The organism is Actinomadura graeca, assembly GCF_019175365.1.
GTDB classification, from domain to species: Bacteria; Actinomycetota; Actinomycetes; order Streptosporangiales; family Streptosporangiaceae; genus Spirillospora; species Spirillospora graeca.
Map to the genome: position 1 here is coordinate 2,379,865 of NZ_CP059572.1, position 20,297 is coordinate 2,400,161.

The following is a 20,297-nucleotide window of genomic DNA, read 5'->3' on the forward strand; positions in this document are numbered from 1 at the left end:
CCCCGTGATCGCCTCCGCGCTGGCACGGATGTGGCCTGTCCCCTACGCGGGCGCGTCACTGACGTGGCACGAAGTCGAGATCAGCGGAGTGCGGTCGCTTGTCCATGTGGCGCGCTCTCAGAGGCTTCACGCCGCAGGCCGCCTTCTCGGCCGCTATCGCGCCGGGCGATTAGATCCCTACGTCCCTGCCCGCTCGGTCGGCGAGCCCGGGCCGTCCCTCATCATCCCCCCTGTCGCCGAACGACATGGGGACCGTCTCGTACTGGTGGACGGCGTTCACCGATCGCTGGCCGCGTACCGTGCCGGCATGCGTTCACTCCGGATGTTCGTCGTTTCCGGCGACTTGCCCGGGCCCCCGGGCGACGTCTGTGAGCTCGCCGCCATCGGGGTGAGCGTGACGCACCGAGAGCCGGGGGTGATGTTCCGCAACCTGCGGGAGGAAGACTTCCGGCGAGTCGGCGACAAGGGAGGGTTGGAGGGCGCGGTACGCCGGGAAATGGGCCTTCTGACGGACGGAGAGCGATAACATCCACCAATGTCCTCGGTGGAGAAACCTCAGCATCCTTCGAGTACGCCTTCGAGAAGACGGCGAAGCGAATCCGACGACAGCAGGCTCGCTTTCTCCTCGACCGCGACGGTACTGAAGGACCCTTCCCTTTCGTGAGGTCCGACCGAAACAGGCATGTAGACCCTGGTCGTGTCCCGGACCGGAGCGCCCTGAAGAAAGAGAGTCGCTGAAATATCCGTGTCCGCCCTGGTCACCCTATGCAGTTCGTTCTCCGACATGCGGAACGTCGCTCCAGCCGGAGCCGTGAACATGAAATCGCATTCTAATGGGACGCGGCGTTTCGGAAGCATCGCGTACCGGTCGGCGTCTCCCGGGCTTCGGTATTCGAATTCGATATGCGAGGGCTCGGCGGAGGGGTCACCGGAGAGCGAGTAGCTTTCCCAGCGCAGCCGGCCACAGACCAGAGTGCTCCAGAACGACCAGCGATGATCATGCACGTTCTCGCTGCGGCCCGCCGTTGACTCGTCCCATACGTGCATCACCAGCTTGTGACCGGCCAGTCCCGGCACCGACCACTCGTCCGCCGCTACCAGGATCAGTTTGAGGAAGCCGTTGGCATGGATGCGCCCGCGAGATCGCATCGGCGGATCCGCCCGCGAGCCGCCGCCCACACCGGCGAGGGCGGCGGTCTCCGCGACGAGATCCACGGCGAGGCCGCGGACATCGCCATCGGACTCCAGGAGGGCACCGGCCAGTGATTCGGCCAGTCCGCACGGGAAGGAGCGAAGCCGGTGACTCATGTCCCGGCCGCCCAGACCTCGCCGTGCCCCGCGAACTCCTTCGCCGAGAGGTCGATCTCCCCCAGATGCCGGTAGGCGACGTCGCGCGGCCGCCATCCGTCTCCGAGTTCCTGCCGCATCCCGGTACTGATGATCACATTGTGATCGCGGGAGACCAGCGCTCGCCCCGTCGGTGAACCTTCGGGCACGGTCCCCTCCCTCGCGGCGATCGCGAGCGCCTGCTCGAGCCGGGAGACCTCGATGATCGCCGCTCCGTCGAACGCCGGGGCGGAACTGCCGACCCCGCCGATACGTCCGTACTCGTACTCACCGAAATGCAACGCCATGCGCGAGCCGACCCGGTACGCGGGATTCTTGATCGCTTCGTTGAGCAGCCCGACCCGCTGAACGACCGTGCGCCACTCGGCGAGCAGTTCGTCGACCACGTCGCAGGCGGCGTCGAACGACCGGCGCGGAAAGGTGGCGAGGAAGCCGTCCCCGGCGGTCTGCACCTGCATCGTCCCCAGCCTCGCGAGCATCTGGTCGAACTGGGAGGCGATGGACTTGCGGAAGGTCTCCTGGATGACGTTGGTCGTCTCACTGAAGGAGTGCATGTTCTCCCGCGCATACTTGAGGGCCGCTCCGTAGCCGGCGAGGTCGACCACGCAGAGGATCCCCGACTCCCGGCGGGAGAACATCGCCGGATCGATCTCGATCGCGGAGGCCGTCATCGTGCTGCGCGCGCCCTTGTCAGAGACGATGTGCTCCACGTCGCTGATGAGGGGCTTCCCCAGGAACCACCGCTCGGTACGGCCATGGAACGCGCTGTGGACCGGCCTGGTCATCTCCTCGTATCCGTCGAGCGGCAGGTAGACGTAGCCCCGCCGCATGTCCGGGTCCGCGAGATTGCGCTGGCAGGCCGCGTCCACGCCGACCAGGCCGTACCGGACGATCTTGTATGCCTTGACGAGCTCCGGCGACCTGGGCGATCTCTTCAACTCGATGAAGCTGCCCCGATACTCCAGCTCGGTGTCCCGCAGGCCCATCTGGTAGGCGAGGTGGGACAGGTCTCCTGCAAGGTTCACGCTGTCGCAGCGTTCGGCCGCGGACCGTTGCAGCGAGCCCACTGTGGTCGGCGGGGAGAACGACATGGGGACCGGATAGGCGACGAAGGGAGGCGTCCAATACCCCTCGTCGTGCAATGGGGAATCGTTGCCGGTCTTCAGCGGGTAGCTGGGGAATGTGAGCAGGAGGTACGTCCGGCCGCCCTGCCTCACGGTGATTTCGAGGGAGGAGATCACCCAGATCTGTGACGGTGTCTCGGTGAGCCGCGTGTCGACATGGTCGGTGTCAATGATCTGATAGGTCACCGACGCTCCTTACTACTCTTTCGCGTTCAGCAGCTGGCGGAGGGCCACCGGAACGTTCGAGACTACCTCCTTGCCGTTGATGTGCGTGGGAGAGGTCTCGACGTCACGGAAGTCCGATGCGTCCACCCAGATATGGTCGACCGCAACTTCGGTTACGGTCGGACTTGAGCGGTAGAACGCAAACCGATACGCGGTGTAGCTGTGCGAAGTCTGAGAGAACTTCAAGGAGTAGCTGGTGTAGAAGGGATCCCCCTGCCAGCCCCCGGTCAACTCGGGAAGCACATTGTTCAGATCCTGCTTGAGCGCCTGCCGGTACTCCTCTTGATAGACCGACGCCAGCTGGTCAAGCGCGTCGGCCAGCCTCTTGAGGGAATCACCAGGTGAGAGCTGCAAGAACTGAAGATCCGCACCGAGATCGCGGCCCCTCGCCCTCAGCGCCCCCTCCTCAAGGACCAGCGAGGAATAGGGCGTCATCCATGTATCCCAGGTGCCCGCCGGATGCGGGTCGACGAGAAGTACCTGCCGGCCGTCCTCACCACGCGTAATGATCTGCGTCGCGGTCAGTGCGACACGGTTGGGCAGCGTCTCCTCGGTCACCTCGACCTTGTGGGCGAGGCTGTCCGAGTGATCCCAGGCATAGTCCGACATTTGTGAAGGCACCTCTCCGCTTATGCGCCGATCCGAAAAGGAGTCGGCCGGGTCGCCTATGATAGGGCTCGTTCCCCGTCGCGGACCACAACGTCTTTTCAATTAACGCGATTCTGGCACAGAATCAGATCAATGTCCGGTTAATGACCAGGTGAGCCACTGCCCTCCTGTTGGGAGTTCTTCTCCTGCCCCGTCCTGCGCAACGATGTAATGCGAGGACGTGGCACAAGGCCATAAGCGCTGGTCATGCTCCCCCTACCGCAGAAGTTCCGCCATATTGACCTACAGTGGCCAATAGGCTCCGCGTGATCATCCGTCCTGCCCCGCCGGTACCGCCATGTACCGCCCCGGGGGGTCAGGGGCGGGGGCTGGGGAGGAGGGCTACCAGGGCCGTGCCGGCGGCGGTGATGACGGCGGCCGCGCGGAAGGCCGTGGCGTAGCCGGCGGCGAGGTCGGCGCCGGAGCGGGCGGCGACCGTGGCGAGGACGGTGAGGCCGATGGCGCCGCCGATGGTGCGGGAGGTGTTGACGATCCCGGCGACGGTGCCCGCCTCGGAGCGGGCGGTCCCGGCGGTGGACGCCTCCACCAGCGGGGTCATGAGGAGGCCGAACCCGGCGGCCATCACGACGCCGGGGCCGAGGATGGAGCCGAGGAAGGTGCCGTGGGCGTCCAGGACGGCGCTCTGCCAGCCGAAGCCCGCCGCGGCCAGGAGACCGCCGGTCCCCGCGAGGAGCCGGGCGTCCACGCGGGCCATCAGGACGGGGGCGAGCTTGGAGCCGGCGATGATGCCCGCGGTGTGCGGCAGGAAGGACAGGCCGGTGCGGACGGCGCTGTAGTGCAGGACGTTCTGCATGTAGAGCGAGAGCAGGTACCAGAGCGCGAAGCCCGCCATCGTGCTGACGAGGGTGGCGAGGTTGCCGGCCGCGACGCTCCGCAGGCGGAACAGCCGGAGGCGGACGAGCGGCTCGGCGACGCGGGACTCGACGGCGGCGAACAGGGCCAGCAGCAGCGCACCGGCGGTGAACGCGGCCGCGGCCGTCCGGCCGTGGGACTGTGTCTCGCCGATGCCGAAGGCGAGCAGGGCCACCCCGGCGGTGACGAGGAGGGCGCCGGGCAGGTCGAGGCGCGGGCGGGGCCCGGGGGCACGGTCGTCGCGCAGCCACAGGGCGGCGATCACGGCGGTCACGGCGCCGACCGGCACGTTGATCAGCAGGACCCAGCGCCAGTCGAGGTGGTCGGTCAGCAGCCCGCCGACGAGGCCGCCGGTCGCGCCTCCGGCGGTGCCGACGGCCGTCCACGTGGCGATGGCCCTGGTGCGGGCCGGTCCGGCGGGGAAGGTCGCGGTGATGAGGGAGAGCGTGACGGGCGCGAGGATGGCCGCGCCGAGGCCCTGCGCGGCGCGGGCGCCGATCAGCGTGCCCGCGTCCTGCGCGAGGCCGCCCGCGAGGCTGGCGGCGGTGAACAGGCCGAGGCCCGCGACGAAGACACGCCTGCGCCCGAAGAGGTCGGCGGCGCGCCCGCCGAGCAGGAGGAACCCCGCGAAGGTCAGCGAGTAGGCGTTGACGACCCACTGGAGGCCGGTGGCGCCGAGGCCGAGGCCCGCGCGCATGCCCGGCAGGGCGACGTTGACGACGGAGATGTCGAGGACGACGAGGAACTGCCCGATGGACGCGGCGAGCAGCGCGGCCCAGCCGGGGGTGGATCCCGCCGCGCGTCCCACCGCCTTCGGGGACGCTTCGGGCTCATGGGTCGTGGTCATACGACCATGCTCCGCCGGGGGCGGCCCGGTCCGCGTCGGCCGCCGGACCGGTCCGGCACGTCCGATGGCCCTAGGACCTCTGCCGGGGTCGGCGGCGTGCCGCCGCCCTGTGGGAAGCGATCAGCGTATGACAGCGGAGGCGGCGGCACGCCGTATGGCGAAGTTACAGTCCCGGAAAAGGAACCATAAAACCACGGACGCCATTTGTTCGAATTGCCGGAAAAAGAATTTCCGGCGGGGTCTCACTCCGGGTCGTAGGCGAGGTTGGGGCGCAGCCAGCGCTCCACGTCGGGCAGCGGGACGCCGCGGCGCCGGGCGTAGTCCTCGGCCTGGTCGCGCCCGATCCGCCCGACGGTGAAGTACCGCGAGGACGGGTGGGCGAAGATCAGGCCGCTGACGCTGGCGGCGGGCGTCATCGCGAACGACTCGGTCAGCTTCATGCCGAGCCGCCCCGCGTCCAGCAGGTCGAACAGCAGCTCCTTCTCGCTGTGGTCGGGGCTCGCCGGGTAGCCGAGCGCCGGGCGGATGCCGCGGAAGCGCTCGGCGTGCAGGTCCTCCAGGGCGGGGTCGGCGTCCGGCTCGAACCAGGCGCGGCGCGCCTCCAGGTGGACGTACTCGGCGAACGCCTCGGCGAGACGGTCGGCGAGCGCCTTCACCATGATCGAGCGGTAGTCGTCGCCCGCCTCCTCGAAGCCGGAGGCGAGGTCGTCGGCGCCCTGGATCGTCACGGCGAAGCCGCCGAGGTGGTCGCCGGACGGGGCGACGTAGTCGGCGAGGCAGCGGTTCGGGCGGCCGGCGGGCTTGGACGTCTGCTGGCGCAGCATGGGGAAGCGGCCGCCGTCGTCCAGGACGATGTCGTCGCCCTCGGAGTGCGCGGGCCAGAACGCGTACGCGCCGTGGGCCTGGAGCGTCCCGGCCTTGATGATCTGGTCGAGCAGCTCGTTGCCGTCGTCGAACAGCTCGCGCGCCACCGGCTGGTCGAGGATCGCCGGGTACTTGCCCTTCAGCTCCCAGGCCAGGAAGAAGAACTGCCAGTCGATCATCTCGCGGAGCGCGGTGAGGTCCGGCTGGACGACGCGGACGCCGGTGAAGGCGGGGACGGGGAGGTCCCCGAAGTCCACCCGCTCGGGGTTGGCCCGGGCCTGCGCGAGCGACAGCATCGGGCGGCGCTGCTTGGTCTCGTGCTCCCGCCGCAGCCGCTCCTGCTCCACCCGGTTGTCGGCGTCCAGCGCCGCCGCCCGCTCGGGATCGAGGAGATTGGACACCACGCCGACGACGCGGGAGGCGTCCAGGACGTGGACGGTCGTCGCGTCGTAGGCGGGGGCGATCCGCACGGCGGTGTGCTGGCGGGACGTGGTGGCGCCGCCGATCAGCAGCGGCAGCCGCAGCCCGCGGCGCTCCATCTCGGCGGCGACCGAGACCATCTCGTCCAGCGACGGGGTGATCAGGCCGGACAGGCCGATGGCGTCGGCGCCCTCGGAGACGGCGGTGTCCAGGATGCGGGCGGCGGGCACCATCACGCCGAGGTCGACGACGTCGTAGTTGTTGCAGCCGAGGACGACACCGACGATGTTCTTGCCGATGTCGTGGACGTCGCCCTTCACCGTCGCCAGGACGATCTTGCCCTGGCCGCGGGTGTCCGGCTTGCCCTCCTTCTCGGCGTCCATGAACGGCTCAAGGTAGGCGACCGACCGCTTCATCACGCGGGCGCTCTTCACGACCTGCGGGAGGAACATCTTGCCCGAGCCGAACAGGTCGCCGACGACCTTCATGCCGTCCATGAGCGGGCCCTCGATGACGTCGAGGGGCCGGGGGAGCTTCTGCCGGGCCTCCTCGGTGTCGTCCTCGATGAAGTCGATGATCCCGTGGACGAGGGCGTGCGCGAGCCGCTGCTCCACCGGCGCGTCCCGCCAGGACAGGTCCACGGCGCGCGCGGTGCCCTTGCCGGTGACGGTCTCGGCGAACGCCACGAGCCGGTCGGTGGCGTCGGGACGGCGGTCGAACAGCACGTCCTCGACGAGTTCGAGCAGGTCGCGGGGGATGTCCTCGTAGACGGCGAGCTGCCCGGCGTTGACGATGCCCATGTCCAGCCCGGCGCGGACGGCGTGGAACAGGAACGCCGAGTGCATCGCCTCGCGGACGACGTTGTTCCCGCGGAACGAGAACGACAAATTGGAGATCCCGCCGCTGGTCCGCGCGCCGGGGCAGCGCTCCTTGATCAGCGGGAGCGCGTCGATGAACGCCTTGGCGTACCCGTTGTGCTCGGCGATGCCCGTCGCGACGGCCAGCACGTTCGGGTCGAAGACGATGTCCTCCGCCGGGAAGCCCGCCTTCCCGGTGAGCAGGTCGTAGGCGCGCCCGCAGATCTCCACCTTGCGCTCGGTCGTGTCGGCCTGGCCGCGCTCGTCGAAGGCCATCACGACCACGCCGGCGCCGTAGTCGCGGATGCGGCGGGCCTGCTCCAGGAACTGCTCCTCGCCCTCCTTGAGGCTGATCGAGTTGACGACGCCCTTGCCCTGGACGGTCTTCAGCCCCGCCTCCAGCACGCTCCACCGCGAGCTGTCGATCATGATCGGGATGCGGGCGGCCTCGGGCTCGGTCGCGATGAGGTTCAGGAACGTCGTCATCTCCCGCTCGCTGTCGAGCAGGTCGGCGTCCATGTTGACGTCCAGCAGGTTCGCCCCGCCGCGGACCTGCTCCAGCGCCACGTCCACCGCGGCCTGGTGGTCGCCGGCCTCGATCAGCTTGCGGAAGCGGGCGGAGCCGGTCACGTTGGTGCGCTCGCCGATCATGACGAAGCCGGTGTCCGCGCCGATCGCGAACGGCTCCAGGCCGCTGAACCGGGTGGCCGACGGCACCGGCGCGACCTCGCGCGGCGCCAGGCCCGCCACCGCCGCGGCGATCTTCGCGATGTGCTCGGGCCCCGTCCCGCAGCAGCCGCCGACGACGTTGACCATCCCGGCCTCGGCGAACCCGCCGAGCAGGCGGCCCGTCTCGTCCGGCGTCTGGTCGTAGCCGCCGAACGCGTTCGGCAGCCCGGCGTTCGGATAGCAGGCGGTGTAGGTGTCGGCGAGCCGGTCCAGCTCGACCGCGTGCGGGCGGATCTCCTCGGCGCCGAGCGAGCAGTTCAGGCCGACCAGCAGCGGCTCGGCGTGCTCGACCGAGCGCCAGAACGCCTCCACGGTCTGGCCGGACAGCGTCCGCCCGCTCAGGTCGGTGATCGTCACCGAGATCCACAGCGGCAGCCGCGGGGCGGCCTCGCGCGCGGCGGCGATGGCGGCCTTCGCGTTCAGCGTGTCGAAGATCGTCTCGATCAGCAGCACGTCCACGCCGCCCTCGGCGAGCGCCGCGATCTGCTCGGCGTAGGAGTCCTTGACCTGGTCGAACGTCACCGACCTGTAGGCCGGGTCGTCCACCCGCGGCGACAGCGACAGCGTCACGTTCAGCGGGCCGACGGACCCGGCGACGAAGCGCTCGCCGCCGGCCTCGTCCGCCGCCTGCCGGGCCAGCTCGGCGCCGCGCAGGTTCATCTCGCGGACGTGCGCCTCCAGCCCGTAGTCGGCCTGGGCGATGCTCGTGGCGGTGAAGGTGTTGGTCGTGGTGATGTCGGCGCCCGCCGCGAGGTACCGCCGGTGGACGTCCAGGATCACGTCCGGGCGGGTCAGGTTGAGCAGGTCCGGGTCGCCGGTGACGTCGCGCGGATGATCGTCGAACCGCCCGCCCCGGTAGTCGGCGGGGGTGAGGTCCGCGCCCTGGAGCATCGTGCCCCAGGCGCCGTCCAGCACCGCCACCCTCCGGTCCAGGAGCCTCCGGAGCGCGTCATCGTTTTTGTGCACTGGCCACCTCCCGCTCATGGGAGGCGCCCTTGGTGTACAGGGAGGACGGCGCGCACCGCCCTTCGGGCCGAGCGTGGCGGGCTCCCAGCCCGTTGCAGCGCCTCTCGGCCTGTTCCCGAGGTTACCGAACGATCCGGCGACCTGAAACGCTTATCGCCCCTCCAGTTCGGCCCGATGCCCGGTCGCCTCGGCCTCATGCGCCTTCAGTTCGGCCTGATGTTGTGGTTCAGGTGGAACAGGTTGCCGGGGTCGTAGCGGGTCTTGACGTCCGCCAGCCTCTGATGGTTGCGGGCACCGAGGCCCGCCTCCACGCGCCCGCGGCCCTCGTCGCCGATGAAGTTCAGGTAGACGGCCCCCGTCGACCAGGGTTTGACCGCCGCCCGCACGTTGTGCACCCAGGCGATGGCGCGTTCGTCGTCCGCCTCGTCCTCCCAGAGGGCGAGCGGGTGGACGACCCACGGCGCGTTCCGCCACGGGATCGGGTAGTCGGAGCCGGAGGAGGCCATCGCCCCGCCGCCGGGGATCAGCGTGTGCAGCGACGGTGACGGCACGACCATCTCCCGCGCCCGCACCGTGAACGCCGCCAGCGCCTCGTCCGGGCACCCGTGCAGGTACTCCGCCGACCAGTAGTTCCGCAGGCCGGGCGGGTCGTCGAACATGCACTGCATGTCCGCGTACGGCATCTCCAGGACGACTCCGCCGGTGTGCCCGAGCTGCATCATCGGCGCCAGCGCCGCGTCGGCGTCCGCGCCCGTCCCCGCGTAGATGAGCAGGGTGGCGAAGGCCAGTTTGCCCACCATCTCCTCCGGAACGAACTCCTCCGGCGGCGGCGTGAGGTAGAGCGCCGCGCCGCCGAGCTCGTCCGGCGCGTCCGCCATGGTGTCGCGGTAGGCCGCCGCGATCTCCGGGCCGGCCTCCGGCGGCCACAGCAGGAACGCGAGCGTCACCGTCGCCAGCTCGTGCAGGCGGAAGGTGAACGAGGTGGCCACCCCGAAGTTGCCGCCACCGCCGTGCAGGGCCCAGAACAGGTCCGGGTTCTCCTCGGCGGTCGCCCTGACCTTCTCACCGGCCGCCGTGACGACCTCCACCTCCAGCAGGTTGTCGCAGGCCAGGCCGTACTTGCGTTCGAGCCAGCCGGAGCCGCCGCCGAGCGTGAAGCCGCCGACGCCCGTGGTGGAGACCCGTCCGCCCATCGCGATCATGCCGTAGGGCTCGGTCGCGCGGTCCATCAGGGCCATGGTCGCGCCGCCCCCGACGCGGACGGTCCCGGCCTCGGGATCGACGGTGATCGCGTTCAGCCGGCGCAGGTCGACGACCAGGCCGCCGTCGCTGAGCGCCGTCCCCGCGACCCCGTGCCCGCCGCCGCGCACGGCGATCTCCAGGCCGAGGTCCCGCCCGGTCCGGACCGCCCGTGCGACGTCGTCGTCGCTCGCGCACTGGGCGATGAGGGCCGGGCGCCGGTCGATCATCGCGTTGAACAGCGTCCTGGCCTCGTCGTAGCCGGGATCGTCCGGCTGGATCACGTCGCCCGCGAACCCGGCGTGCAGGTCCGTCACCGCGGCGGCGTCGATATGCGTGGAGGTCATGTCCCTCCCCTTCTCGTCTCGTGCCCTGGAAAGGGCACGGCCTTTTCCGGCGCGGGAGCGAGGGGTTCGGATTCTTGTGACGGTATTGACCTGCCGTGATGGCCGTAGGCCCCATTCTGCCCTCCCCTTACCAGGATGAGAAGCGATTACGCGAAGTAGACGCGCTCATCACCGTTCGTTTAAGGGCGGGAACGTCGAATGGGCGTCTGGGCGAAGGCGGTCTTCTCGCCTAGGCTGCGGGGCGTGAGCCCTTGGTCCGACGCGCGTCCCGATGTGCTGGGGCCCGGCTATGAGGCGATCGACCTGCCCATGGGCGAGGACGGCGAGGGGCCCGTGTGCGCGACCCTCGTCCGGCGGGCCGCACCGCGCGCGGGGACCGGCGCGGTGCTGTGCCTGCACGGCTACAACGACTATTTCTTCAACGTCGGGCTGGCGGATTTCCTCGCCGCCCGCGGACGCGACTTCTACGCCCTGGACCTGCGCAAGTGCGGCCGTTCCTGGCGTCCCCACCAGACCCGGCTCCACTGCCGGTCCCTTGGCGACTACATGGACGACATCGACGCCGCCATGCGGGTGATCTCGGAGGTCGACGGGCATGACGACGTCCTGCTCGTCGGCCATTCCATGGGCGGTCTGGTCAGCGCCTTGTGGCTGGCGGAAAGGGGCGGGGACGGTCCCGTCTCCGCGCTGTGCCTCAACAGCCCGTTCCTCAGCAGCGGCGTGCCCCGCCCGCTGCGCGCCGTGATGGACCCGCTGCTGGTCAGGGCCGCGGGCCGCCGCCCGCTGGCGGCCTTCCCGGGACGGCTGTCCCCCCGCTACCCGCGGAGCCTCCACCGGTCCCATCACGGCACGTGGGACTTCGACGAGGGCTGGAAGTCGACGAGCGGCACCCGCCTGCGCCTGGGCTGGCTCGCCGCCGTCCACGCGGGGCAGCGGGCCGTGCGCGCGGGCCTCGGCGTCACGGTGCCCGTGCTGGTGCTGTGCAGCGACCGCAGCAGCGGGCGCCGGGCGCCGGCCGCCCTGCTGCGCCGCTCCGACTGCGTCCTGGACGTCGCAGCGATCAGGAGGCTGGCGCCGCGGCTCGGCGCCGACGTCACCGTCCAGCAGGTGGAGGGCGCCGTGCACGACGTGTTCCTGTCCGGGGACGGGGCGCGGCGCGCGGCCTACGACGCCCTCGGCCGCTGGCTCTCCTCGCACCTGCCGCACCCGGCCGGCTGACGGCGGCGGTGAACCCAGGACGGCCCGATGCGCGGCCGGGCCGCCGACGGCTTCCTCTTCGACGGGTACGTTCCAAGAGTGTATGAGAGTGGGGAAAAGCAGCGATAGCCAGCCGAGAAACGGATATGTGGATGCGCATCCCGCGTTCCCCCGGACCGCCGAAGTTCCAGCCGCCCCCGGTGACCCCCGAAGCGGCGTTCCCCGCCTCGGTCGAGGCGTACGCGCTGAAGATCCGCGATTTCTATGATCACCGGGCGCGGTGGCACCGGCGCTTCTTCCGGGTGACGAGCATCCTGGTGATCCTCATAGGCGCGGCCCTGCCGCTCGCCGCCGGCCTGCAGTACGAGGGCAAGTCGCTGACGCTCGCCCTGGCCGGCGTCACGATCTCGGTGCTGACCGCGCTGCGCTCCTTCTACCACTGGGACCAGCTCTGGGTCATGCTCCGCAACACCGAGATCGTCGTGCACGACGCCTACGTCACATGGAAACGCAAGGACGCCGACTTCGCGAGGTCGTCGGCGCCCGACGCGGCGGCGCTACGCGACCAGGCGGCCCAGGAACTCATGACGCTGCTCCTGGAGGTGCGGCGGGGAGAGGCCGAAACCTTCTTCCGCGCGCTCCTCAACTCCCAACAGGCAGCCCGCGGATCCACCTGACCCTCCGGCCGGCCGTGCCCGCGAGCCGATCTTTCCGTGTCCCGGTTTCGGTCGTGGGCCGGACCCGGTCCCCCCGACCCGAAATCACGCGATTTCCTGACAACCCTTCCCATGACGCTGACATACGGCTGCCGATGCCTCACCATTGGGTCACGATCGGACGACGGGGGTCCCGATGAAACGACCGTTCGATGGCGGCCCTTATTCACGAAGTACGCGCTTGATGCTCGCCATCCCGGCGATCCCTTTGGGATTGCTCACGGTCCCCCCTCTCTCCCATGAGCGAAGCCTTTATTTCACCGCCGGGCTTGTGCTGGCGATGGCCGCCTCCGGTGGTCTCGCCGTCGTCCGGCGGATACAGGCCCTGAGAACGATCCTGCCCTTCGGCGCCGCCGAGGCCGGAGTGCCCGCGACCGCCTACCTCGTCCCACGGGAGCTGCCGCCCGCCCCGCCGGTCTTCGTCGGGCGGGCCGACGAGATCCGCAGGCTGAGGGACGAGCTGCCGCCCGCGCGCCGCTCCCGCACGTCGATCGCGATCATCCACGGGCCCGGCGGGATCGGGAAGTCGGCGCTGGCGATCACCTTCGCCCACCAGGTCGCCGGCAAGTTCCACGACGGCCAGCTCTACATCCGGGTGTGGGCGCAGGACGGCCCGCCCGACCTCACCGAGCGGATCCTGGAGAAGTTCGTCCGGGCGCTGAAGAAGCCCGAGGACGAGATGCCCTCGGGCGAGGCCGCCCTCAGGAAGCGCTACGCCGAGCTGACCTCGGGCCGGGTGCTGATCGTGCTCGACGATGTCGGCCCCGAGTTCGACCTCACGCCGCTGCTGCCGAGCGGCCCCCGGAGCCTGCTGATCGCGACCTGCCCGCGCAGGCCCCGGCTGGCGGGCTCCCCCGCCACCGACATCTCGCTCATGGCGCTCCGGCACGACGAGGCCCTGGACCTGCTGCGCACCACGATCGGCGCGCACCGCGTCGACAACGAGCTGGACCAGTCGGAGGCGCTCGCCCGCCAGTGCCAGGGGCAGCCGCTCGCGCTGCGCATGGCCGGCACCGCCCTGGCCAGCCGGCCGAACTGGGCCCTCCAGCTCGTCCTCGCACAGTCGCCGCACCCGGCCGGGGACCCGCTGTCCCTCGTACGGCGCGGCGACGACCAGGAGCCCCGCTGGTTCGACGCCGTCTACGCGCTGCTCACCAGGAACGAGCAGGCCGCGCTGGGGGCCCTCTACAGGCTGGAGCGCCCGCTCTTCACGCCGCGGATGCTCGGGCAGGCACTCGGGACCGACGAGCGGCACGCCGGGCGCCTCGCCGCGCGCCTGGCGGACGCCGGGCTGGTCGAACGCTACAACCCGAGTTCCGCCGCGACGTCGTACCGGGTGGAGGAGACCGTCCTCAGGTACGCGGCCCTGCTGCGCGGCACGCCGGAGCGGCATCGCATGCGGTGGGGCCGGCCGGGCGGGCGGACCGTGGGCCTGCTTCCCCGGCCGGCGCACGGCCGTATCCGCGGCCTCGACGAGCTGTTATGGGAGCACCGCGGGTTCACCCTGGCCATCTACGCCATGCGCGAGGCCATGGGGGCGGCGAGGGAGGACGGCGACCGCGCGGAGGAGGCCCTCGCCTGCGGCGCCCTCGCGGAGCTGTACGCCGAGCTGGGCGAGCTGCTCGTCGCCGAGGACCTGGCCTACCGCGCGCTGAACGACGCGGCGAGCATCACCCAGGCGCGGCGCTGCCTCAGCCGCATCGAACGGCACCGCAACCGGCCGGACGCGGCGGTCGGGCACGCGTCCGAGGCGGTGAAGATGGCGCGGGCCCTGGAGAACCGGCCCGAGCAGGTCCGCGCCCTCCTCGCGGACGCCATGGCGCTGTGCGTGCGCGGCGCCGCGGACGACGCGATCAACGCGCTCCAGTCCTGTATCGAGGCCAGGCGCCACTGCGAGGTCTACCAGGCGGAGTGCGGCCACCTGACGCCCGCGGTGCTGTGGACGTACGCGCGGGTGCTGTCCCTCGGAAGGGATCACCCGGCCGCCTCGAAGGCGCTGGACGAGGCCGCCGAGCACATCGCCAGGAGCGGCCGCCCGTCGCCGTACACCGCGTGGATCGGCCACCTGCGCGCGGTCATCGCCATCGAGCGCCTCGAACACGAGGACGCCGAGCGGCACGCACTCCAGTCCCTGGACGCGTTCACGCAGCTCAGGCACCGCTTCGGCATGGCCCACTGCCACTACGAGCTCGGCCGCCTGTACCTGCGGACCGATCGGGCACGGGACGCGGTCCGCGTCCTGCGGCAGGCCGTGGAGACGTTCAGCAACTGCGGCGACCTGCTGATCTGGACGCACGCGAGGATGGAGCTCGCACTGGCCTACGAGGCGCGGGCACGCTTCGGGGACAGCCGCAGGCTGCTGCGCGCCGCCCGCAGGTCCTACGTCCAGCTGGGCTACGCGCCGGGATGGCAGCGGGTGTCCCAGGCGCGGCACCGGACGCGGCTGTGGTTCGTCCGGCCCGGCAAGCTCCGGCTCTTCCTGGAGCGCAGGCGGCGACGGCGGCACGGCGACGGCGGCGCGCCCCGCCGCCGTCTTCTGCCGCGCCGCCCGGCCCTCAGGCTCTCGCCATGGCGGTGGGCCGTCCTCGCCGGGCTCCCCCCGGCGCTCGCCCTGCCCCTGCTGCTGCCCGACCAGTGGCTGCGGCTCACGGCGCTGGGCCTCGGCCTGTCCTGCCTGGTGCTCGTCCCACTCCGCAACCGGCGGCCCCCGGCCGTGCCGGTGGCCCGGCCGCAGCGGATCGAGCTGCCGTCGTTCCACGGCCGGGAAGAGCAGCTCCGGGAGTTCACGGACCTCCACGACGCCCGGCGCCGCAACCCGCCCCCGGGCACACCTCTGATCCTGGCGATCCACGGTCCGCCGGGGGTGGGGAAGACGGCGCTGGCGCAGCAGCTCGCTCTGCGCATCGGCCCGCACTACGGGAAGTGGCAGCTCTTCGCCAACATGGGCACCGCCGGAGGCCCCCGCCCACCACGGGACGTCCTGTACGACCTCCTCCGGCAGCTCGGCCGTTCCAAGGGCGAGCTGAAAGGTCTGGACGCGCAGTCGCTCGCGGGGATGTTCCGCGCCATGACCGTTCACCGGGACATGCTGATCGTGCTCGACGCGGCGCGCAGCCTGGAGCAGGTCCTGGCCGTTCTGCCCGGGGAGAGCGGCTGCACGGTCATCATCACCAGCAGGGCCGGTTTCATGGCGGGCCGCGCGCAGCACACCGTGGCCCTGGGCGTGCCCAGCGAGGAGGAGGCGACCCGCATCTTCCGCTGGTCCGCCGACACCGACGACCCGCCGCCGCCGCACCTCGTCGCCGAGGCCGTCGAGCTGTGCGGCCGCCAGACGAACGCGCTGCGGGTCGCCGCCGACCGGTCGCGCCGGCACGGCCTCGAGCCGACCCTCGCGCACCTGCGGGACGAGGGAAGGCGACTGGAATTCCTGCGCTACGGCGGCCGGGACGTCGCGGAGCGGTTCGAAAGCGAGTACGCCGACCTCGAGCAGGAGGAACGCGAGGCCCTGCTGCTGCTGACGATCCCCGAGTCGCGGACGTTCGTGCCCTGGGTGCTCCAGCCGCTGCTCGGCATCGGCTCCGACCAGGCGGGGAACCTGATGACGTCCATCAGCAGGGTCGGGCTCCTGGACATCGAGGGCCAGGACGTCGCCGGATTCGCGCGCTACCACCTGAGCCCGCTGATGCGGCTGTTCGCCAGGCGGCAGATCGCGCGCGGCGACATCTCACGGGAGAGGCTCGCCCTCGCCCGGACGGCCTTCCGGCGGGCCTACCTGGCCGGATCACTGCGGGTGCTCGCCAAACTCGGCATCCCGGAGATCCAGCCGCCCTGGAGCGACGACGCGCCCGACCACTGGTTCCCGGAGATCCCCGGCTGGGACTCGATGATCGCCGAGCACCTGCGCTCGTGGGTCCGTGCGGAGTTCGGGAACCTCGTCCGCACCGTCCACGAGGCGCACAGGCTCGGGGAGCACGCGGCCTGCAGGCACATCGCGGCGCGGATCGGCGACTGCTACGCCTCCCCCGTCCGGCACCAGACCGTCCGCGAGGCGTTCGCCCTCGCCGTGGAGTCCGCGCGGGCGGAAGGCTCCGTCGAGGGCGAGATCGACGTCCGGATCGCCCGGGCGGGCTACCTCACCACGGTCACGGATTATCCGATGGCGATCGGCGAGCTGCGGGCGCTGGAGGAGATGCCGCTGTCCGGGGCCCGCCGCGTCGAGGTGGGCCGCCGGCTCGGCCACGCGCTGCACGAGATCGGGCTGCACCGGGAGGCCGACGAGGCCGTCCGCGCCGTCTCCCCCACCGACGCCCACGCCGAGGTCGGCGCCGAAGGGCTGCTCCTATGCGCCGTGCATCACGAGGCCCGTGCGGGCCGCGGCACCGGGCACGGCGCCGGACGCTGGGTGTCCGGCGCGTCCGTTCCCGACCTCGGCGCCGACGAGCCGCCCGCCTCGCGCATCCTCGCGGGGATGCTGGAGGCCAGGCGCGCCAGGCGGCGGCGGGACGTGACCGCAGCAGAGCGGGCGTTGGAGGCGGCGCGCCGGCTGTGCCGCGAGGAACTCGCCGACGGGGCCGCGCTCGACGGCGAGCGCGTCGAGCTGTACCTGCACTGCCGGACGCCAGGCCCCCGGGCCCACGGGAGGCCACCGGAGGCGGAGGACGTCACGGTTCTCGCCGGGCGCGCGGTGCGGTCGTTCGACCGCATCGGACGGCCGATCGGGCGGGTGCGCGCCCGGCTGGCCTACGCGCGGGCGCTTCTGTACGCCGGTCAGGCCGACGAGTGCGTGCGCCAGCTGGACGACGCCCAGCGGATACTGTGCGAGGTGCCCGACGTGGGCGCACGGCGGCAGGCCGCGGGCCTCGCGCAGATCCGGGGCGAGGTGCTGCTGCGGCTCGGCGAGCGGCGCGCCGCCCTGGCGTCCCTGGAGGGGGCCGGACGGTGGTTCGCCGAGCACGAGCCCTATTCGTACGCCGTGACGCTGTCGCTGCTCGGCGAGACGTCCCGGCGGCTGGGCGACCTCTCCGGGGCGCTGGCCCGCTACCGCGCCGCGGAGCGCCTCTTCGCGCAGCACGGGGACGAGGTCGCGGCGCGGGCCATGCGCCGCTGCGTGTTCCGCACACGGCTCGCCCGGCGGACGGCCCCGCCGGGCCGCGTTCACGCCGACGCGCGGCGGCCGGGCGACGGCGCCCCAGCCCCAGCCCCTGCCACCGCCCCAGCCCCCGCTCCCGCTCCCGCCGGCGAGCTTCCCGGGCTCACCGTCGCCGTCCGCCGCGAGGACGGCGCGGCGATGGCGACAGGGGAGGACCTGACGCTCGACGTCGACGTGCGATGGCGCGACGGCGCGGGCGCGGACCGGGTCCCCGGCGGCCTGCGGCTGCGGACGATCGTCCTGGCCGGAGATCTGCCGGTGAGCCCGGCCTCCGCCACGGCGACGCTGACGCCCGACGGGATCGACCGGCCCCTGGCCTTCTCCTTCATTCCCGGGCGTCCCGGCGCGCTGGCCGTGTCCGTCAAGGTGTACGAGGCGCGGACGGGCTTCCTGCTGCACGAAGTCACCGGGGAACTCGACATCAGACCGGGAGCCAGAGCGAGTACGCCTCAATGATCGAAGACCCCTCCTTCCGCCCCTCCTACGACAACAGCACACGCCCCATCCCCTCCGACCGGCTCGGCCGCAGCCGCACCATCGACCTGCGCTTCGACGAGCTGGGCGACAGGCTCCGCCTGATCGCCAGGTGCGCCGACTTCGGCGAGGACGGCGGCGGTGAGCTGGAGGGCATGCTGCGCCGTCCCAGGGAGTTCATCGAGAACGCCGTCATGAGCATGTGCGAGACCTGGGACGAGCAGGTCATCTCCTACTACCAGGAGCAGCCGGCGGGATTCCCGTTCGAGGATCGGATCGACGTCTCCCCGATCATCCCGGTCGCCGCGCAGCGGAGGATGCGGCAGAGGCTGGCCTGGCAGGGGCACCTGCTCTTCGAGTTCCTCTTCCAGGACGGCGACGCCGGGCTGAGAGAGATCGCCAAGGTGCTCCGGCACGCGCTCCGCAGCCGCCAGCAGCGCATCCGGATCCGCGCCGACATGCTCTCGGTGCCCTGGACCATGCTGTACACGGCGACGGACCCGGACGACGAGGTCGACGGCATCGACTCCGACTGCGATCCCGAGGGCTTCTGGGGGTGCCGCCACCTGCTGGAGCACGTGACGGAACGCGACTCGCAGTTCAGCTCGCGGCTGTGCCCGGCGGGAGACCTCCCCGTGGTCGGCATGAACGTCGATCCCCGGCTGGACGACCAGTACCCGCAGACCCCCTGCGTGGGGCCGATGATCGAATTCTTCCGGTCCCGTGCCCGGCAGACCGACGTCCGCATCGACAGGCACTCCCTGGCCCGCGCCTACCGGGACGGGCGGCTGGAGGACGAGATCAGCTACTTCGGCTTGCACGCCTCATCGAACGGCCACGGCGGCGTGGCGCCCACCAGGTTCGAGCTGGGCGACGGCGAGGCCGTGCGGGAGATCGACATCCTCGGCTGGCTGGGCGGGCAGCGGCTCGGCTCCGGGCCGGTGATCTTCTTCAACGCGTGCAAGGGCGGGCGGCTCGGCTCGATGTACCACCCGTCGTTCGGCAGGCTGCTGCTGGGCGCGGGCGCGAACTGCCTGGTCGGCCCCCAGGTCGACGTGACACCGCGGTTCGCGCGCGAGTACGCGATGGAGTTCTTCCGGCTGTTCTTCGAGCGCGGGACCCGCATCGGCGACGTCGTGCACCGGCTCGCGCGACGCCTGCTGCTGGACCACGCCAACCCACTCGGCCTGGCGATCTCGCTCTACCGCGGACTCGACACGCACCTGGCGCCCGCCGGGATCCTGGAGACCGCGTGACCGTCCTGCTCGACCTCGACGAGCGGGGCTCGCTCCTGGACCCGGCCACCGGCGCCCCGGTCGGCGCCGCGGCGGTGCCCGACGCCCTCCACCGGCTCTTGCGCGTCCCGCGCGAGGCCACCGACATCGTCGTCTTCGTCCACGGATGGCGCACGTCCCGGAAAAAGGCGGAGCGGAAGGCGCGGCGGTTCTTCGGTGACGTGCTGGCGCACTGGGAGACGACCGGCGACCGGTACCCGGCCCTCCCCGCCTACCGCCCGTACAACGTGATCGTCCGCTGGCCCTCCATGAGCCCGTGGGGCCGCCGGGGGTACGAGCGGATCCGGGACCGCGCGCACGCGATGACCACGCGCGGGGAGGCCGCCGCCGTCATCGCGCAGCTCCTGGGCTATCTCAACCGGAACCGGCGGCCGCCGGGCCGCGGCCCCGCGCGCCTGCGCACCGCCGCGGGCCAGTACCTTCACTGCGCCGGTCATTCGTTCGGCGGGCGTTTCCTCTGCCAGGCGATCCAGGAGGCGGCCGACCCGCGCCGTCCGCCCACACTGGACTGGCCGTGGCGCGACGCCGCCTACCCCTACACGGTCGACAGCCTGCTCGTCTTCCAGATGGCCGCGAGGCCCGACTGCTTCGCGACGATCTTCCCCAGGCTGCTCGGCGACGCGCCGATCAACTGCCCGATCGTCCTGACGCGGTCCGACTCCGACCGGGCGGCCGGGCTCTGGCACCGGAGGGCGGAGGGCGTCGCGGGCATCGGCAGCGTGGGCGCCGACGCCCCGCCGGGCAGGATCGGCTCGATCCGGCTGCACCGCCTGGACGAGGACTACGGCCGGTCCGAGCTGGAGTCGCGGATCGTGAACGTGGACGCGAGCTGGCGCTACCGCGGCGGCTCCTGGCCGTCGTTCACCGGCGCGCACTCTGCCTTCTGGCACGCCGAGTCCATGCACCTCTTCCTCAGCCTTGTCGCGCTCGCCCGCTGAGACATCAGGAACGCTGACGCGGGCGCAGGAAGGCGTGAGGCT

The 20,297-nt window shown here is 71.5% G+C and carries 11 protein-coding genes; 5 read left to right on the forward strand and 6 right to left on the reverse strand.

All coding sequences use genetic code 11. From position 1 onward, the window contains the following. Positions 1-555 precede the first annotated feature (555 nt). The 6 genes from AGRA3207_RS10775 to AGRA3207_RS10800 all read right to left on the reverse strand — a co-directional run bounded on the left by AGRA3207_RS10775 (position 556) and on the right by AGRA3207_RS10800 (position 10,486). On the reverse strand, positions 556-1,215 hold the full coding sequence (locus AGRA3207_RS10775; protein WP_231334448.1) for a hypothetical protein: 660 nt from the start codon (positions 1,213-1,215) through the stop codon (positions 556-558). A gap of 89 nt (positions 1,216-1,304) precedes the next feature. Then, positions 1,305-2,657 (reverse strand): nucleotidyl cyclase domain-containing protein, encoded by a 1,353-nt coding sequence (locus AGRA3207_RS10780; protein WP_231334449.1) that lies wholly within the window; start codon positions 2,655-2,657, stop codon positions 1,305-1,307. A gap of 12 nt (positions 2,658-2,669) precedes the next feature. Next, entirely contained in the window at positions 2,670-3,305 is a 636-nt protein-coding gene (locus AGRA3207_RS10785; protein WP_231334450.1) for a hypothetical protein, read from the reverse strand. A gap of 355 nt (positions 3,306-3,660) precedes the next feature. Continuing rightward, a complete protein-coding gene (locus tag AGRA3207_RS10790) occupies positions 3,661-5,064 on the reverse strand; it encodes an MFS transporter (protein ID WP_231334451.1) in 1,404 nt (467 codons plus the stop codon). A gap of 242 nt (positions 5,065-5,306) precedes the next feature. Then, positions 5,307-8,900 (reverse strand): methionine synthase, encoded by a 3,594-nt coding sequence (metH, locus tag AGRA3207_RS10795; protein WP_231334452.1) that lies wholly within the window; start codon positions 8,898-8,900, stop codon positions 5,307-5,309. A 203-nt stretch (positions 8,901-9,103) separates the two neighbouring features. Beyond that, positions 9,104-10,486 (reverse strand): FAD-binding oxidoreductase, encoded by a 1,383-nt coding sequence (locus AGRA3207_RS10800; RefSeq protein WP_231334453.1) that lies wholly within the window; start codon positions 10,484-10,486, stop codon positions 9,104-9,106. Between the two features lie 243 nt (positions 10,487-10,729). On the opposite strand from AGRA3207_RS10800, the gene AGRA3207_RS10805 reads away from it, so the two are divergent. The 5 genes from AGRA3207_RS10805 (at position 10,730) to AGRA3207_RS10825 (ending at position 20,255) form a co-directional block, all read left to right on the forward strand. After that, complete coding sequence (locus AGRA3207_RS10805) at positions 10,730-11,704, forward strand: alpha/beta hydrolase (RefSeq protein ID WP_231334454.1); 975 nt, start codon at positions 10,730-10,732, stop codon at positions 11,702-11,704. A 131-nt stretch (positions 11,705-11,835) separates the two neighbouring features. Further along, positions 11,836-12,360, forward strand: a complete 525-nt coding sequence (locus tag AGRA3207_RS10810) for a DUF4231 domain-containing protein (protein WP_231334455.1) — start codon at positions 11,836-11,838, stop codon at positions 12,358-12,360. Between the two features lie 319 nt (positions 12,361-12,679). Beyond that, positions 12,680-18,004 carry an NB-ARC domain-containing protein gene (locus tag AGRA3207_RS10815; RefSeq protein WP_231334456.1) on the forward strand — a complete coding sequence of 1,775 codons (5,325 nt, stop codon included), beginning with the start codon at positions 12,680-12,682 and terminating at the stop codon, positions 18,002-18,004. Then, a complete protein-coding gene (locus AGRA3207_RS10820; protein ID WP_231334457.1) occupies positions 18,001-19,278 on the forward strand; it encodes a hypothetical protein in 1,278 nt (425 codons plus the stop codon). Before AGRA3207_RS10815 ends, AGRA3207_RS10820 begins: the two co-directional genes overlap by 4 nt. Further along, positions 19,275-20,255: a hypothetical protein gene (locus AGRA3207_RS10825; protein ID WP_231334458.1), complete on the forward strand. Its 981-nt coding sequence runs from the start codon at positions 19,275-19,277 to the stop codon at positions 20,253-20,255. Before AGRA3207_RS10820 ends, AGRA3207_RS10825 begins: the two co-directional genes overlap by 4 nt. Positions 20,256-20,297 lie beyond the last annotated feature (42 nt).

Coding starts and splice junctions, on each gene's coding strand:
- AGRA3207_RS10785 (WP_231334450.1), bottom strand. CDS start 3,305: ATGTCGGACTATGCCTGGGATCACTCGGACAGCCTCGCCCACAAGGTC.
- AGRA3207_RS10790 (WP_231334451.1), bottom strand. CDS start 5,064: ATGACCACGACCCATGAGCCCGAAGCGTCCCCGAAGGCGGTGGGACGC.
- AGRA3207_RS10800 (WP_231334453.1), bottom strand. CDS start 10,486: ATGACCTCCACGCATATCGACGCCGCCGCGGTGACGGACCTGCACGCC.
- AGRA3207_RS10810 (WP_231334455.1), top strand. CDS start 11,836: ATGCGCATCCCGCGTTCCCCCGGACCGCCGAAGTTCCAGCCGCCCCCG.
- AGRA3207_RS10815 (WP_231334456.1), top strand. CDS start 12,680: ATGGCCGCCTCCGGTGGTCTCGCCGTCGTCCGGCGGATACAGGCCCTG.
- AGRA3207_RS10820 (WP_231334457.1), top strand. CDS start 18,001: ATGATCGAAGACCCCTCCTTCCGCCCCTCCTACGACAACAGCACACGC.